The sequence below is a fragment of the Gilliamella sp. BG3 genome (assembly GCF_046635605.1).
In the GTDB taxonomy this organism is placed as follows: domain Bacteria; phylum Pseudomonadota; class Gammaproteobacteria; order Enterobacterales; family Orbaceae; genus Gilliamella; species Gilliamella bombi.
Map to the genome: position 1 here is coordinate 19,428 of NZ_JBIDFE010000003.1, position 17,016 is coordinate 36,443.

11 protein-coding genes and 1 pseudogene are annotated in these 17,016 nt (G+C 33.3%); 3 read left to right on the plus strand and 9 right to left on the minus strand.

Going from position 1 to position 17,016, the window contains the following annotated elements; genetic code table 11:
- The first annotated feature begins 171 nt into the window (after positions 1–171).
- A complete protein-coding gene (locus tag ACGH6S_RS01825) occupies positions 172–1,755 on the plus strand; it encodes a hypothetical protein (RefSeq protein WP_411578706.1) in 1,584 nt (527 codons plus the stop codon).
- A gap of 503 nt (positions 1,756–2,258) precedes the next feature.
- Here ACGH6S_RS01825 and ACGH6S_RS01830 read toward each other — a convergent pair.
- From ACGH6S_RS01830 to fdhD, 5 genes are all read right to left on the minus strand, one after another.
- On the minus strand, positions 2,259–2,735 hold the full coding sequence (locus tag ACGH6S_RS01830) for a hypothetical protein (RefSeq protein ID WP_065589334.1): 477 nt from the start codon (positions 2,733–2,735) through the stop codon (positions 2,259–2,261).
- 937 nt (positions 2,736–3,672) lie between these two features.
- Positions 3,673–4,617, minus strand: coding sequence for an EamA family transporter (locus ACGH6S_RS01835; RefSeq protein WP_411578707.1), 945 nt, complete (start codon positions 4,615–4,617; stop codon positions 3,673–3,675).
- Positions 4,618–4,789: 172 nt separating this feature from the next.
- Entirely contained in the window at positions 4,790–6,028 is a 1,239-nt protein-coding gene (locus tag ACGH6S_RS01840; RefSeq protein ID WP_411578708.1) for a nucleoside permease, read from the minus strand.
- Between the two features lie 58 nt (positions 6,029–6,086).
- On the minus strand, positions 6,087–6,905 hold the full coding sequence (locus tag ACGH6S_RS01845) for a purine-nucleoside phosphorylase (protein WP_174799134.1): 819 nt from the start codon (positions 6,903–6,905) through the stop codon (positions 6,087–6,089).
- Positions 6,906–7,195: 290 nt separating this feature from the next.
- On the minus strand, positions 7,196–8,002 hold the full coding sequence (gene fdhD / locus ACGH6S_RS01850; protein WP_411578709.1) for a formate dehydrogenase accessory sulfurtransferase FdhD: 807 nt from the start codon (positions 8,000–8,002) through the stop codon (positions 7,196–7,198).
- A gap of 183 nt (positions 8,003–8,185) precedes the next feature.
- Here fdhD and ACGH6S_RS01855 point away from each other — a divergent pair, with 183 nt between their 5' ends.
- Entirely contained in the window at positions 8,186–8,716 is a 531-nt protein-coding gene (locus tag ACGH6S_RS01855) for a DedA family protein (RefSeq protein WP_411578710.1), read from the plus strand.
- Here the strand turns inward: ACGH6S_RS01855 and mscM are convergent.
- The 4 genes and pseudogenes from mscM to ACGH6S_RS01875 form a co-directional block, all read right to left on the minus strand.
- On the minus strand, positions 8,713–11,331 hold the full coding sequence (gene mscM / locus ACGH6S_RS01860) for a miniconductance mechanosensitive channel MscM (protein ID WP_065589329.1): 2,619 nt from the start codon (positions 11,329–11,331) through the stop codon (positions 8,713–8,715). The genes ACGH6S_RS01855 and mscM overlap by 4 nt on opposite strands.
- 7 nt (positions 11,332–11,338) lie before the next feature.
- Positions 11,339–12,184 (minus strand): annotated as a pseudogene (gene asd, locus ACGH6S_RS01865) (archaetidylserine decarboxylase); the annotation flags it as partial.
- Positions 12,185–12,956: 772 nt separating this feature from the next.
- Positions 12,957–13,175 carry a Flp family type IVb pilin gene (locus tag ACGH6S_RS01870; RefSeq protein WP_065589327.1) on the minus strand — a complete coding sequence of 73 codons (219 nt, stop codon included), beginning with the start codon at positions 13,173–13,175 and terminating at the stop codon, positions 12,957–12,959.
- 288 nt (positions 13,176–13,463) lie between these two features.
- Positions 13,464–14,894 (minus strand): sodium:proton antiporter, encoded by a 1,431-nt coding sequence (locus ACGH6S_RS01875; protein WP_411578711.1) that lies wholly within the window; start codon positions 14,892–14,894, stop codon positions 13,464–13,466.
- 769 nt (positions 14,895–15,663) lie between these two features.
- On the opposite strand from ACGH6S_RS01875, the gene ACGH6S_RS01880 reads away from it, so the two are divergent.
- Positions 15,664–16,611: a hypothetical protein gene (locus tag ACGH6S_RS01880; protein ID WP_296318315.1), complete on the plus strand. Its 948-nt coding sequence runs from the start codon at positions 15,664–15,666 to the stop codon at positions 16,609–16,611.
- The last annotated feature ends 405 nt before the right edge of the window (positions 16,612–17,016 follow it).

A 17,016-nucleotide genomic window follows, 5' to 3' on the forward strand; every position in this document is an offset into this window, starting at 1 on the left:
CCGAATCGTTTTCATCTTTACATTTCTTTACAAAAAAGTCCGCTAAAAAACTAGCCAATTATTTTTTTAACGACTATACTCTTACTGCTATAGGAAAATAAGCAAACAATTAAAAAAATACAAATAAAACAAAATATTACTTGACACGAGGAACGTAATGCAGTATCATTTTTGGCACAAGGCACAAGGCACAAGCACTGGCTAACCTACGTCTTAAATTTATCAAATAATCCTATTCGACGAGTTTTTGCACGAAACTCATTTATATCTTCGAAATTATCCATAAAATTATTTTCAAAAGTTCCATTGGTATTAGCGCTATTGTTGTTATTGCCATACTCTTTTGAATCGCAGGCATTATCGGCCACGACTTCTAATTACATTCAGGGTACTGCGCCTTATTTAACCTTTGATGGCGGTGCGACTCATGCCGATTCAATTAGTCCCTTATTATCAGTGACATTGCCCGGAAACAAAATTATTACTGTATCAAATGATAGCTCAAGCATGGAAAACCCATTAGTGTTAGATAAACTTTCGGCCACTTTTGCAGATATTAAGACATTAGTACCTCATGGAGATTATCCAGAAGTATTGGCAGATAAAGTGATTGCTGACAATGGTTATTGGAAGGATGATGATGGCGATACACTTCATCGTGTCAATTCAAGTAAATTAAAAATTAAATGGCAGAATTTATATGATCAAGATATTACTAATTATGTGAAAGATAACTCAGATAAAGCATTAAATGGCTGTGATGCACCTTATCAATTGACGTTAGAAGTGGAAGATGTGAGCATTAAGACAGAATATGGTATTCCTTCTGAAAGTGATAAATTTACTGGAAATAGGCATACCTATTATCTTTATCCCAAAATGGATAAACCACAATTCTGTTATGCTATGCCTAATTTAGAATATGATTGGCATTCAAATGATATACCTTACGATGGTGCAGTTTCTTCTCTTAACGATCCGCATGGAGATTGGAATAAATATAGAGGATTTTATGCCTATAATCCAGCGAACCCTGGAGCAAACTTTCCAACCACAGGCTCTCATAATTTATTTTTTTACTTGAGTGTTGCAGGAATGAAAGCACAAGATATCGTTAATACGAATGGTCGAACAATTTCGACAGGAGGGGTAACATTAACGTTAAATGCTGAAAATACGCTACCTACAGGGCTTGTAAAAATTAACTTAACGGGTCCTAAGGAGAGTAATCCTGGTTCTTTTATTCCTTCAACATTTTATTTACACGATAAAAACAATGACCCATTGTATAATTTTAGATTAGAGCGTTGGTATGTAGCTAAAAAAGGCGGTGCAGGCGGTTATCAAAATGCCGTAGCGTTTTGTAATAACTTTAATGGTGGTGGGTATCGTATACCCAAAGTGCTTGATTTTACCAATGCAAATAGAAATGATGGTATGCCAAATTGGCAAAATGGTATAACAGACGGAAGCTATTTACGAAAAATTAGTTATAAAGTGAATGGTTATTGGATGGGCGGGTTACTTAGCGAATGGGGACGTATGACACAGCTTTACTATAAAGACAGTGATTGGGAGTTTTTTAGGGTAGGAGATCCCGATTGGAATAACATTAATTTGGCGCATTATTGGACTTCAGACCAACGAGTGGACAATGGCATTGTAGAAAATTATGTTGTAGAAGCTAATGTCGGTATAGTTGGCAGTAGGTTTCATTCGGATCAATACTATAGAGTGGCTTGTGTTACACCTTGATTCCTTACCTTCAAAAATAATTATTTAAAACAAAATACTTAGTATTTTGTTTTAAATAGTAGATTGACCCCTTCTGCTATAAACTCTTTAGATTAATTTAGCTGTAAAAGGTTATGTCCATCCATGGTGAGTAATTCTTACAATTTAGCTATTCAAAAGATAGAGAACAAGAACTTAAGCTATTTATTAACTACTATAATACGATTAAATCGCATAAAGTAATTTCAGAGGAAATACCTTATGCGTTTTTAGAGGATTAGTCCAACATTAAGTTTTAATTAACAATATTCCCGATAAACACGTTTGTGATATCCATTGATAGCCTAGCTTTTGAATACGATGAAAACATTTAGAAAAAAATCAGGGTAATGTTTTTTGGCTATCTTGCTAAATATTAAAGTAATTATTGGAACATCTAATAATTTAGGTCGATAATAGTAAGCATAACAGCTTAATTTTACAATAGCACATCACGGCAATTGATTTTTTGTTAACAGCTTTATTTAATCATCCCAAAGCATAATTGCATGATCTTCAGTTAATATTAACGGCGGTGCAAAAAGATACTCTTTGACTTTAGCTGGTAAAACCTGCATGTCATTAAAGTTAAATTGTAACTCAGGATAAACATTAGCAATTTCTTTTATACGGGAATCAAGTAATTCCTTTATTTTATTCGATTCTTTTGTAATAGCTATTTCGTCTTTTAGCATGCCAATTTGTTTTTTATGATGCTCTGACTCAAATATTTCATGAAAAACAAAAGAAAATCCCTTTTTGTTATTGGTTCTGTCACAATTGGGGCATTCTCTATATTCAGGATGATGCAATTTAAGTTCTTTAACACGCAAAGCAATAATTTCGTCGATATGATCGGTATAATAATTTAATGTGGGATCTAAATAAGCTAGCGTTCTGTGTTCAGGTATTGCGCTATTACTATGCACTAAGGTAAATAAAGGTTTTTTTAATATCTTCATTTTTATAACTTCCTTTTAATTAAAATAAAAAGATAACAAGACCTTAATAAAGAAAATAGGCTGTTAATTTTATGTAAAAAAGTTTTTGGTTGACATAATACTTAAATATAAAAACAAACAACAAAATCAAAATAATTCATTATGTTATAATGAATATTTAAATTAATGAAATTAAGTTTCAAAGCATAGGTACTTAAAATAAAAAAATACTATTAAGAACAACTGCTATCAGAAAATGAAAAGTCTTATTTACTTATAAGCCTTATTTAAAGGTTAATTACGGTATATTATCAATACAGTAAAACATTATTACTTAATAGTAAAAACTTAATAAGCGAATGACTACCTATTTTAAATAGCAAGCTGGTACTATTTAACATATTTAAAAATAATCACTTTTTTAAGACAGATTTAATTTTGGAAAGTTCAATAATATTGCTAGATTTCATCTTTTAGTTAAAGATTTTACTTCTAATTTTATAGACAAATACATAACGAAGTAGATCAATATATCACAATAAGTTTTAGTATATTTAACTATTAAAGCTATCTAAAATAGTGTAGAGCACGGAATGATTTATTTTTTAGTAAAAAACTAGCAATATTGGTCAAATTATAAGACGATCATAATTATGGTGATGATTGTTGGGTTTTCAATGCTTTTGGATATTATAAATAATCAACTTAATATATAGGATTTTCTTACGCTGTTTATTGGAATTAAAAGAAATACAGCATAATCAGCAAATAGTTAGTGATACAACAGATACAAACAAAATTTTAAGTGATTTGCTCACTTTTATAATAGTAAAGTTAAACCACATAAGGCGATTTTAAATAAAATACCTTATGAGTTTTTAGAAGATTATTTTAACCGTGAAATATAAACAAATTGGTGTTTTCCTACATTTTAAGTCGAAAATGTCAGATGAGCTAACTATTTTTCAAGTTTGTTCTTTTTGACATGTTTTAGGTTAGGTAAAGCAATTGCCAAAAGAATAATACCCACTCCAATCCATTGATTAAAATGGACCGATTCGCGTAAATAAAAATATGAACAAGTGACCGCTACAGGCAGTTCTGCTGCCGACAAAATGGCACTTAATGAAATTCCAATTTTTGGAATTCCTACCGAAAACAAAAAAGGAGGCAATACAGTACCTAGCAATGCTAATAAAAATCCTAACTGATACAGTTTGTCGCTAATATCAAGTTTGAAGAAAAATAAAGGTGGAAATATCAAAAAAGTAACAATACATGCGCCGGTAATCATCCACGCACTTTTTTCAAGCTTAGGTAATTCGTTACCAATATTGCTGCTAGTACTAATAAAGAGTGAATACATCAGTGCTGCTAAAAAACCAAAAAAACAACCAGTCAAATTTAAACTAATATCTTGATTAAAAATACCTGCTGCTAAGCAGCTACCTAAAATAATTACAATAATCGCTGAAAGTTGAATAATACTAGGTTTGTTTTTGAAAAAAATAAAATCAATAAAGACGCTAATCCACAAATATTGCATTAATAAAATAATTGCAATTGATGCAGGCACTAGTTGTACGCATTGGTAATAACAAATGCCGACCAATCCAGGAAATAGACCAACAGCACAGACCTTCCATTTTTTTGTCAATTTTGTATGCTTTTTTGTTGGAGTTGCTAATTGTGCATTCGTTAATGTAGATACTTTTGGGGAGCGTATTATTTTGACAATAAAGTGAATACTCCATAACATTAACATTCCCAAAAAACATTGGATACCAGTGACTTCACCTAATTTATACCCGTCTTGATAAGCCGTCTTAACGATAGAAGATAGTACGCCAAAGCTACATGCACCTAATAAAACCAGTAAACCGCCTAAAAATTTATCTTTCATATCTAAATCTCGTAACAAAAAATAACATTGCCGATAATTTCGGCTAAAAAACACAATAAAAGACATTAGGGGAAGGATTATACAATTCATCCCCAGTGTCTTTTTAATAAATTAATCAAATTACAATGATAATTAATATTTCAAATATCTATTAATCTAAACGGATAAGTGATTATGCAGCACACTTACTTTTAGTATGGTCATAATTAAATGAATAATAAAAAACAATACCTAACACAAGTGCATATGTAGCAAAAATTAGCCAAATTGTTTGCCAATCTTTAAGACCATCATGTGTACACATGTCAACAACATAACCACTTAAAATGGAGCCAAAATAAGCACCAATACCATTAACCATGGTCATAAATAGTCCTTGAGCGCTGGCTCGAATATTTGAACTGACTTCTTTTTCAATGAAAATAGAGCCTGAAATATTAAAAAAGTCAAATGCACAGCCGTAAACGATCATTGAAAGCATTAATAGCACAAAACCAAAAGGTGTTGGATCACCAAATGCAAATAAACCAAATCGTAAAGTCCAAGCAATTAAGCTTATCATTATGACTTTTTTGATGCCAAATTTTTTGAGAAAAAATGGGATGGTTAAGATAAATGCGACTTCAGCCATTTGTGAAACCGATAATAAAATAGCAGGATATTGTACAATTAAGCTATCTTTAAATTCTGAGACTTTACCAAAATCATGTAAGAAAGCGCCACCAAAAGTATTAGTGATTTGTAGTATCGCACCAAGTAACATAGCAAAAAGAAAAAAAACAGCCATAACGGGCTTTTTGAATAATACAAAAGCATCTAATCCCAAATAAGAAACCCAAGACTGTTTTTGACTTTTAGATACAGTAATATTTGGTAATGTTGCACTATAAACAACAAGTACAGCAGATGCTGCGCAGGCAACATAAAGCTGAGCATTACTCAACTCGAATTTGCATAAACTAATTGTCCACATTGCAATAATAAAACCAACTGTACCAAATACTCGTATTTTAGGGAAAACGGTTACCGAATCTAAGTTATGTTGAGCCAAACAGTGGTAGCTAATAGAATTAGATAATGCAATAGTTGGCATAAAAGCTAACGCGTTGCCTAACATTACCCAAAATAAAATAGCTGAATTATTAACTGATGCAGCATAAAAAAGCGCAATAGCACAAACAGAATGACAAAGCATATATAGATATTTAGCCTGCAAAAATTTATCGGCAATAATACCAATAATAAATGGTGTAATTAATGCCGCTAAACCTTTGGTACTAAAAATCATCGATACTTCAATACCAGAAAAGTGTAAAGTATTAAATAGATAAGCACCAAAAGTGGCTAACCAGCTTCCCCAAATGAAATATTGGAAAAACATCATTATTTTTAATCTATTTTTTATGTTCATTGTTTATTCCTAAAATAAAGTGAACTTTTTATAGAAAATTACCAATAAAAAGTATTGGTTAGAAGCGTGCAATCGTTTTTGTTATTAGTTGTAAAAAAGTTGATTTAACGCGTTCTGCTGTCTCTATAACTTCTTCGTGTCCTAATGGTTGATCTAAAATTCCGCAAGCCATATTAGTTAAACACGAAATTCCAATGGTTTTAATGCCTGAATGGTGTGCGATAATTGCCTCGGGTACAGTTGACATGCCAACTGCATCGGCACCTAAAACACGAATCATTCTAATTTCGGCAGGTGTTTCATAAGTTGGACCTGTCCACCAAGCATAAACACCTTGTTGTAAGGTAAGATTAAGTTCTTTGGCTACATCAATTACTGTTGAACGCAATTGCTTATTATAAACCTCACTTACATCTAAAAAGCGCACACCTAAATCAGGGTTATTTGGTCCAATAAGAGGATTGTTGGCAGTAAGATTAATATGATCGGTAATCAACATTAAATCGCCTGGTTTAAAACTCGTATTGACTGCACCACATGCATTAGTGATAATTAATTTTTCAACACCAAGCATCTTCATCACACGAACAGGGAAAGTAACTTGATCTAACGAAAAACCTTCGTAATAGTGAAAGCGCCCTTTCATTGCCACAACTGTTTTGTCTCCGCATTGGCCAATGACTAATTCATTTGCGTGGCCAACGGCTGCTGATTTGGCGAAATGTGGAATTGTGTCATAAGGAATATGAACAGCATCTTCAAGAGTGTCGGCAAAAGGTCCTAAACCTGAACCAAGAATAATCCCAATTGTTGGTTTTTTGTTTGTGTGTTTCTGAATAAAATTAACGGCTTGTTGAATATCTGAAGTCTGATGCATGATAGTATCCTTTCAAAAAAAATTAATGCTAAGCTAAAGTAAAATAGGTGAATATAATAAAACAGTGATAACCTATTGCTTAGTTTAATTGGGTAAAATCCCATAAAATAATTAAAAAACAAAATAATTTTTGTTTTCGGCATATATTATGATGATCTTCGTCTAATAAAGGAAGATGCGAATTGGTATATCTTAGAATGAATTAGAAAAATTTATTTTTTATTTTTATTATTCAATATATTAAATTTAGATTAATTTAATCACCAAAATGAATAATATAAAAGATTTTCTTAGATAAGACGATCATCGCCAGAATAGATCACGCCTTTATCGCCCCTAAAAAATCCTAACAAAGTTAAATGACATTGTTTAGACAAATCGACAGCCATTGAAGTTGCTGCCGAAACCGCTAACAAAAATTCTACGCCACAATTGGCGGTTTTTTGTGCCATTTCATAGCTAGCACGACTTGATACTAATACCACACCGTGTTGATACTCAGGGTTATTTAACAATTTCATAGCTCTAAAGCCAAGTAGTTTATCTAATGCGACATGCCGGCCGATATCTTCAAACCCTGCCATAAATTGTCCTTTCAAATCTAGCCATACAGCTGCGTGCGTGCAACCAGTTTGTTTACCGACTTGTTGAACATGCGATAAATAGCTTAAGCTGTCACTAAAATCAGCTAAATCAATCTGACTTATTAATGGTAAAGTAGGAATATCTTGGCAGACTTGCTCTATCTGCTCAGTACCACAAATGCCGCATCCTGTTCGCCCAGTTAAATTACGTCGTTTTTCTTTCAGCTCGCTAAAGCGTCGTGACGAAAGTTCGATTTGTACTTCTATGCCTTTGGGAGTATCAATAATATCAATGCCATAAATATCATTAACCGAATGAATAATATTTTCCGTTAACGAAAAACCAATGGCAAAATAATCCAAATCTTTTGGTGTTGCCATCATCACTACATGTGAAATTCCGTTATAAATTAAAGCAACTGGCTTTTCGATAGCTAACATATCAGGTTGAAAATGTTGTAACTTACTGTTTTTAAATTTACGTACTGGAATTGATTTAACACCGATCGCCATTAATTGCCTCTTGCTAATTTGGTTATAATTAAGACTGCTATCAGCACAAGATCAGCCATTAATAATTCTAAAATGTTAACGCAGTGTAATATTTTATCAATAGATGGCGTGCTTAGCACTTAATAAGCAATATTATGATAAAATAGTTCACCATAAGCAATTGATAATTCATAAGCTAACTCTATGTCATTACAAGAAATTACACAGACTATCATGCAGTTTATTGAGCACCACCAAGTTTGGGCATTACCCATTATATTTTTATTGGCATTTGGTGAATCATTAGCGATTATCTCGCTTCTAGTGCCTGCAACGGCTATTTTATTAGGGGCAGGGGCTTTAATCGGTGGAGGAGCAATATCATTTGTGCCCGTATTAATTGCCGCTTCGGCAGGTGCTGTTTTTGGAGATTTACTGTCTTATTGGTTGGGTAAACACTATCATCAACAAGTTATTGCTTCATGGCCACTTAATAAGCACCCTAAATTAGTTTATCGTGCTGAGCAATTTTTTCAGCGTTATGGAACGTTAGGGGTATTTATAGGTCGATTTTTTGGACCATTACGAGCAATAGTGCCATTAATTGCAGGCACAATGCATATGCCTGCTACCAAATTTAATGTGGCCAATATTGCTTCAGCGCCAGTTTGGGCTTTTGTATTGCTTGCGCCAGGAGCATTTGGTGTGCCTTGGTTAGAAACTCTTTTTGGTTAAAGCGTGCCGATGGTATAACTACGACGCCCACTCTTGCGTCCCAATGCTTCTAAATTGGTTTGCAATGGTGGGAATGGTAGCGTTAAATGATGTTTACGATAAGCTTCAAGTATCAATTTATGTATAGCACTTCGCAGTAACATTCGGTGTCCCATCTCGGCAGCAAAAACACGTAGTTCAAACAACTGAATACCTTCTTGGATATCCACCAAAAATACTTGAGGTTCAGGATCGTTAAGCACATATTCACATTCATCTGATGCTTGTTGTAAAAGTTTGATAACCAAATCACTATCAGCATCGATGGTAGCAGGAATAGTTAATACAATTCGAGTGATCGAATCAGACAACGACCAGTTCACCAATTGTTCGGTAATGAAAGCTTTATTGGGCATCACAATTTCTTTACGATCCCAATCGACAATGGTAATTGCACGGGTATTAATTTTTGTAATATTACCTGTCAAATCACGAATTGTCACCGTATCGCCAATACGTACTGGTTTTTCGAATAAAATGATTAAGCCAGAGATAAAATTAGCAAAGATCTCTTGTAAACCAAAACCTAGCCCCACACCTAATGCGGCAATTAACCATTGGATTTTAGACCAGTCGATACCAATAAACGAAAATGCAATCATACAGCCTATCATCAAAGTAATATATTTTGAAACTGTGGAAATAGCATACCCTGTTCCTGGTGATAAATCTAAATGTTGCAAAATGCCTAACTCCAACAAAGAGGGCAGATTTTTGACCAACTGAACGGTAATTGTCATCACTAAAATCGCAATACAAACTGCACCAAGGGTAATGTATTGTTCGATTTCAGTTCCATTTACAATGGCGCTGGTTCCCCAAAGTTTAATATTATTCATAAAGGCAAAGGCCGAATGCAATTCAGACCATAGCAAAATCATACTAATTAGCGCAATCATCATAATAATCGATCTGACTAAATGTAAGGATTGCGCACTGATGACATCTAAATCGATAACAGGTTCATCAACACTTTCGTTAAGTGAATTGAGATCATCTTCATGTGATTTGGCTCGTTGCATACGTTCTAATCGACGTTGCTTGGTTCGTTCAAATTCTATACGACGTTTTTGGATCCACATCCAACGGCGAATCATAAAATAAATAACTAACAAAGCAAACCAAATAATGACAGAGGCCTCAAGACGTCCTAATAGTACTTGAGCTGTCGAAAGATAACCTAAACAAGCCGCAATGATAGCTAGCCATGGTGCACTTAATAAAATAAACCACAAAATATGACTTAATAAATTATCACCAGCTCCTTTTTTATCAATATAAAGAGGAACACCAGCACGATGGATAGAATTAGTCATAAACACCAAAGCAAAGCAGAGCAAAATAAACGACGTTCGACCAATTGTGGCTGCAAATTGATGATTATTATATTGATCAAAACTCATCACTATCATCACTAGTGGAATTACCAGCCAAACTGAAAGTTGATAATATTTCATCGCTGAGCGTACGCTAAGTCCAGACCAACCAAAATGGGTAATAAACAGTCCATTAGTTGACGCAAAATGCGCTGAAATAATAAATACCCACAAAATAGGCGCAGCAGCATTCACACCATAACCCAAGGCAAATGCGACAGGATAATCTGAATTAATCTGTAAAGCATAACCAAACACTGCCCACAAAATAGGGATAGGTAATGCCATAATTAATGAAAATATAATTACTTTTAAGGTTAAAGAGTAACTATCTTGTGTAACTTTTCCTACACGGCTAGCTGATTTATTGAGAAAAATATTATATTTCGTGCGCATCTTAAAGTGTGCAAACACGAATAGCAACGACAAAATAATTAAAAATAACGGTTTTGGCGAACTAAGTACTTCAATGCTAGCTTTATAAAGTTGCGAAATGGTATCGACAGAAAAAATCACATACACAACATCTTTTGCTAAATCAATTGGATAACTCAATGATATTGGATTCACATCAGCTACCCAGAAAAAATATCTGTGTGCAGCATCGTTTACTTCGTCAATCGCATTGGTTAATTGCTTATTGGCAATTTTTAGTTTAGTCAATTCTAGAATGGTAGTATCAGTTCCCGAAATAAGAGTCTTAAGTAATTCGGTCTGTTCTCGAATTAAACGACGATATTGGGTTGCTTCTTTGATGCTATTAAGTGGGCTTGTTAAAGTTGGGTAATTGTCCAAAGATGTTAAAATATTACTATAATTAAGTTGTTGCGCTTTTGCCTCGGCGATTTCGGCATCAAGCGCTTGCGATTTAGGTTTTTCTGGCAAACGCAATAACTGTTGACGTAAGGTTTCGCCCAAAGCGGTCGAAAAACTCAACCATTCTCCTTGTTCATCAAGTGTTGCCAGTGTATTTTGAACATGTGAAATTTGTGTCGTGATATTGTTTTGCTCATTAACAATACTAGTTAGATGTGTTTTTTGTAACTCCATATTTTGTCTGAGTTCATCATTTTTATCACTTAACTGATGAACAACTAGCGAAAGATCATTTTCATCATTAATGACTGGTGTGGTTTCTTCGGCAAAAGTCAGTGAAGAAAACAACACAACAACAAAGCACACAACACCACGAATCCACATAAAGCTATATCCTGTCAGCTAATTTTTGACCCACGCGAGTAACATCACCAACTTTAAGGTGGTTATTAAACTCAATCGAATTTGAGGCAAACAGTGTAATTACTGTCGAACCTAACTTAAAGCAACCTATATCTTGTCCTTTAGTTAATTTTATCCCGTTGGTATAAGTCCAACGTTTCATTATTCCTTCTCGTGGAGGGGTAACAATACCTTCCCATTGTACTTCTATACTACCAACAATAGTTGCCCCAACTAAAATTTGCGCCATTGGACCTAATTCGGTTTCAAACAAACAAATCACACGTTCATTACGAGCAAAAATATTAGGTATACTTTCGGTTGTAGCTTTGCTAACTGAAAATAGCGAACCAGGCACATAAATCATCTCACGCAAAATACCATCGCAAGGCATATGAAAACGGTGATAATCTTTAGGAGATAAATAAGTGGTTGTATATAAACCATTTCTAAAAAAGTTGATCATATCAGGATGACAGGCAAGTAATGATTCTAAAGAATAAAAATGCCCTTTAGCTTGTAACAGCTGTGTATCAAGAATAGTACCAAACTGACTAATTACACCATCAGCAGGCATAACAACAGCACTATCGGTGGTATCAATTGGCCGTGCATCCTCATTTAATTCGCGAGCAAAAAAGTCATTAAAGGTTTTAAATTCTTTTACATCACTAATTTTTGCTTCGCTCAAATCCACTTTATACACTTTACAAAAAAGCATAATCATCCATGTTGTAACTTTACCTAACTGTTTTTTTGCCAACCAACCAAAAATAACGGTTAATAGCTGTTTAGGAAGAAGATACTGAATAATTGCTTTTAACTGATTTAACATAGATAACTCTCAAAATTATGTTATAAATAATACATTATACCAAGGTTTATAGACAAAGTGTAAAACCAACTTAAATCAATAATTTGTATAATTGATCATATACATATATAAATTTTGCCAATTCTGTTCAATAATGGCAATCGTTTAAAAACTTTTATCGTTATTGTTACTTAAACTGCGGTCATTACCAATAATTAAGGACTGTATTAATGGCATTTAGAAGCATTAAAGCTAGATTTAGTTACATTAAGCAGTATAGTTATATTATCATGTTATAAGTAATCATATTAGCATTTAACACCCTAAGAAATACATCGATTTAGTAATGGATTTAAGAACAGTATTTTTGCAGGAATACTATTCATTTATAAAAAGAGATATTAACGGAGCTTAATAAAATTGTTAAATAGAGCATAAAACTCGATAGTATTGATATTGATACTTGGGGGGATTAAGTTTTGCTATGATAAACATGATCAAGTTGCTGAGTCTACTTGCTCATATCGTGAGTGCACTGATGATATAATGCCACAAGTTTAATCTAACCTTGGAGTTGATATTTTCTTACAATTTATAATATTTTTTGTGTAACTTATAGGTGGTGTCGACATTTTTAAAGACCAAAAATATCAAAAAGTACCGATAATAATTATTGATACTAAAATGCATATTGACTATCTATATTCAGTCAACAACCACTTTTCTTATTTTACAGATTTATTTCATAAAAATAAGTTAGCAGAGCATGACGTTTAGTTTGATCAAACCTCAATTACTGATTTACTATAATAACTAATTTGCTATGTATTGATGAAAATACAGTATAAAACATATCATGCATTGGACCTGATTGTCCTCTAAATATTGTAAATACAATTACAGAGATTCCAGCTATAATAACCGCATATTCAACTACCGTTATGCCTTGCTTATTTTGAATAAATTTAGCTAGAAAAGTATTAACGAGAATATTCATTATGCATTCTTTCATCACTTTATCCTTTCATTTAATATTATTTGTATTTTTATGTAAATGAATTCCTTTTAATGTTTATTTTACAATTCTAACGACAAATAGAATGAAATTCAAGCAAATGGTTTTTATGTAATCGATTATTTGTTAAATAGTATTCAATAACATCAGTTTGATAATTGATATGTTGCCTTTAAGTAAATTTTTTTAACTTTAGGAAGTACTTGTAAAGTTTACAGTAATCTAAACAACTCCAAAAAAATTGCGCTATATTACACAGTTATTTTAGTTTGTTAGTAGCCTAAATTAAAAGAGTAGAAAAAACACCAAATTATCAATGATAAACACTGGGATTAAAATACATACAGACCATTTCATGTAACTAAAAAAGCTTGGCATGTTAATTTTATTTTGAATTGCAATGCTTTTGACCATAAGGTTAGGTGCATTACCTATATAGCTAAGAGCTCCCATAAAAACTGAACCCATTGAAATAGCGAGTAAGGTTTTTTCTAATATATTCATTAAAATAGTGGCATCGCCCGAAGCTAGATTAAAGAAGACCAAATAAGTGGGGGCATTATCTAAGAATCCTGAAAGTAGACCTGATAGCCAAAAATACATGCTATTGATCGGTTGTCCTTGTTCATTTGTTACTAGTGATATTATTGGGGCTAATGCACCATGGCTACCTGCTCGTAAAATAGCAAGTACAGGGACGATAGTAATAAAAATCCCGATAAACAGCTTAGCAACTTCAATGATAGGCTCCCAATTAAATTCGTTACCGGCACGTACTTGTTTAGGGGTAATTAACATAGAAAATAGGGTAATCATGATAAAAATAGTATCACGAATTAAATTTTGTAAAGCAATATGTGTTCCTAAAACCGTAAAATTAACCGATGAATGCCAAATACCAGATATTAACACGCAGGCAATAATGATTACCAATAAAAAGATATTGCTTACACCATAAACCTTAATAGTGCTAGCTTTTTTAGCAGAAGTTAACGTAAGCGAATCACCATATTGGGTACGAAAGTAGTAGCAATCAATCTTATAATAAATTGCTAATAACAAAATTGAACTAAACAAAACTGGCAACAACATATGTTGAATTGTCCATCCAAAATTAACACCTTTTAAAAAGCCAATAAATAAAGGTGGATCGCCGAGTGGTGTTAATCCACCGCCAATGTTTGCTACTAAAAAGATAAAAAAGACAATGGAATGTACGGCATATTTACGATTGCGATTAGCTCTGATTAAAGGTCTAATCATTAACATAGCTGCGCCAGTAGTGCCCATGAGTGAGGCTAACAGTGTACCTATCGCAAGCAAACCAACGTTTAGTTTGGGTGTGCTAAGCACATCGCTCTTAATTAAAATCCCTCCTGAAACGGTAAATAGTGCAAGCAATAACAAAATGAAAGGAATATATTCAGCTATAATTGCATGAGCAGTAAGATTGATGGTGGTTTGTAGACCAAAAGAATATAAGGCAAACAGTACAAACAGCATTGTCCAAAAAGTAATAATTTTGCCATAATGATAATGCCAAAGTCGCGACAGAAATAGCGGCATTAATGCAATAGAAAATAAAATCCCTACAAACGGAATCCCCCAACAAATTGATAAATCATCACCGCTAAAATCAGCAGCTAAAAGATCAAAAGGTATTAGTGTTAAAACAATAAAGGAACAGAGGGCTTTCATTAATTTTTGTATTTTCATTTTTAAAGAGCTCAAATTATAACAAAGTGTTTTAGTTTTATCGAATTTTAAGATTTTTAATAAGGATTGAGCAATAATATTGTAACGGGAATTTAATAATATAAAAACCACCACAAACAACACCACAGTTAGCTATAACCATCTGATTTAATTGGAAATTAAAATTTTAATAAAATCAATAGTCTACCTGAACAATTTTAGAGCAAGAAACACACTTATAGCACCACAATGTTAATAAATTTGCCCTATCAGAGCGCCAAAATATACCGATAACGAAGTAAAGCTAGAACACCAAACAAGGTTGTTGGCGGTGTTTGCGTTTTAGATGTTATCACCAATATTAATCATTCCACAAAAACTAAAAGCTCCTAAAACTAACACCATATTTTAATTAGAAAATTCACCTATTTTATAACTGAATCATTTCTATCTTTATGTTTATTTAAATTTATTTACATTTCTTTACAAAAAAATCCGCCAAAAAACTAGCCAACTATTTTTTAAATGGCTATACTTTAACCGCTACAGGAAAATAAGCTCATTAAATAAGCGAATAATTATAAAAAATAAAATAAAACAAATAATTACTTGACAGGTAAACCATAATGCATTATCATTTTAGACACCAGACACCAGACACCAGCACTGGCAAACCTATGTATTAAATTTATCAAATAATCCTATTCGACGAGTTTTTACACGAAGCTTATTTATATCTTCCAAATTATCTCTCTATGTTTTATCGAAATTGTCCCCAAAAAGCTTATTGGTGTTGGGACTGTTATTATTGTTATCTTCATGGAATTTACAGGCGAATAGCAAAAAATATCGAACAGGTAATCGTAGTGATGCAATAATAATACCGTCGCCAGTTATCAATTATGTAAGGCCAAATCTATATAATGGTAAGGGAAAATTTGCAGGCCCAGCTGACATATGGAATCCTGATAAGGGCTTTTTAGTACAATCAATTGATTTCGAATCAATTCATCCTGAATCATATAATCAAAATTTCCCGACCACTGGTCTGGATGGTTTATATTTTGATTTGCTCATAACAGGAATAGAACCAGAAAAATTGACATGGGAACCCGTTACTTTGGGGGGAATTACTGCAACAGTGACAAATGTTGTAGCTGAGGATTGGTGGATTCCTTATGAAGATAGGGGAGTTGTAGCCCGTGTTAAGTTAACAGGTCCAGAGGCAAGAACTCAAAGGAATAATCCTAAACCTAGTCAAATAGCTAAGCCAAGGTTACCACAGACGTTTGAGTTAGTGGGTAGAGATAGAGATGGTGTAGAGGTAGTAAAATATGGATTTGAGTTGAGGCAGTGGTTCGTCTATCGAGATAATCTAAATGGATATCCACATCATAGTGACCAGTTAGCATGGTGTAATGGTTTGGGGTATCGCATGTCGAGGGTAAGGGATTTAAGTAATGCGAAGTGTGGTATTAATTGGCCGTTCTGTTCAAATGGCATAGACGACTCTAGCTCATCAGGTAATTATTACCAGCGTCGAATTGGCGGTGGATTTTTCGCAGAATGGGGCGAACCGCACAGTTACTTTGGTGGTAAGGACTTCAACAGCCCCTACGCTGTATGCTGGACGAGTGACAAGGCAGGTAGCACCACCCCGTTTCATGTTTCGCTCGATGGCCGAGTCTACAGCAGTGGTGAGTACCTCCCCTTCAATGCTATTTGCACCACACCTTAGTATTTATTTTTTAATACTTAGGGCGCTAAGCAGGCAAAGCTTGTGAACCTAGCGCTTTAATGACTGAAAGTAAAAACAATGCTCCGACTGATACAATTTTCAAGCTTGCGCTTTTGCTATCAACTGGCTGTTATTAACAAATTATTATTAAATAGCTATTATCAAATAACAAAAGCGCTTTTATTAAAAAGCCAAATTCAACGTAATAAAAAATTAGTCTATAATTGTTTGATTTTATTTAAAAAATAAAATAAAAACTTCAATAAAATCAATAGTCTACCTGAACGTTTTTAGAGTAAAAAAACAACGCTACACCGTAGTCATTTTGATTAATTGATTTGTTCGGTTTTCGCATATTGCTGTTAAGTCGTTATAATAGCGGTTATTTGATTTTGGATAAAATAG

Bases quoted from the DNA above. Each gene is read 5' to 3' on its own strand.
- ACGH6S_RS01855 (WP_411578710.1), top strand. From the start codon at position 8,186: ATGTCATTACAAGAAATTACACAGACTATCATGCAGTTTATTGAGCAC.
- ACGH6S_RS01835 (WP_411578707.1), bottom strand. From the start codon at position 4,617: ATGAAAGATAAATTTTTAGGCGGTTTACTGGTTTTATTAGGTGCATGT.
- fdhD (WP_411578709.1), bottom strand. From the start codon at position 8,002: ATGGCGATCGGTGTTAAATCAATTCCAGTACGTAAATTTAAAAACAGT.
- ACGH6S_RS01845 (WP_174799134.1), bottom strand. From the start codon at position 6,905: ATGCATCAGACTTCAGATATTCAACAAGCCGTTAATTTTATTCAGAAA.
- ACGH6S_RS01870 (WP_065589327.1), bottom strand. From the start codon at position 13,175: ATGAAAGAATGCATAATGAATATTCTCGTTAATACTTTTCTAGCTAAA.
- ACGH6S_RS01830 (WP_065589334.1), bottom strand. From the start codon at position 2,735: ATGAAGATATTAAAAAAACCTTTATTTACCTTAGTGCATAGTAATAGC.
- ACGH6S_RS01840 (WP_411578708.1), bottom strand. From the start codon at position 6,028: ATGAACATAAAAAATAGATTAAAAATAATGATGTTTTTCCAATATTTC.
- ACGH6S_RS01875 (WP_411578711.1), bottom strand. From the start codon at position 14,894: ATGAAAATACAAAAATTAATGAAAGCCCTCTGTTCCTTTATTGTTTTA.
- mscM (WP_065589329.1), bottom strand. From the start codon at position 11,331: ATGTGGATTCGTGGTGTTGTGTGCTTTGTTGTTGTGTTGTTTTCTTCA.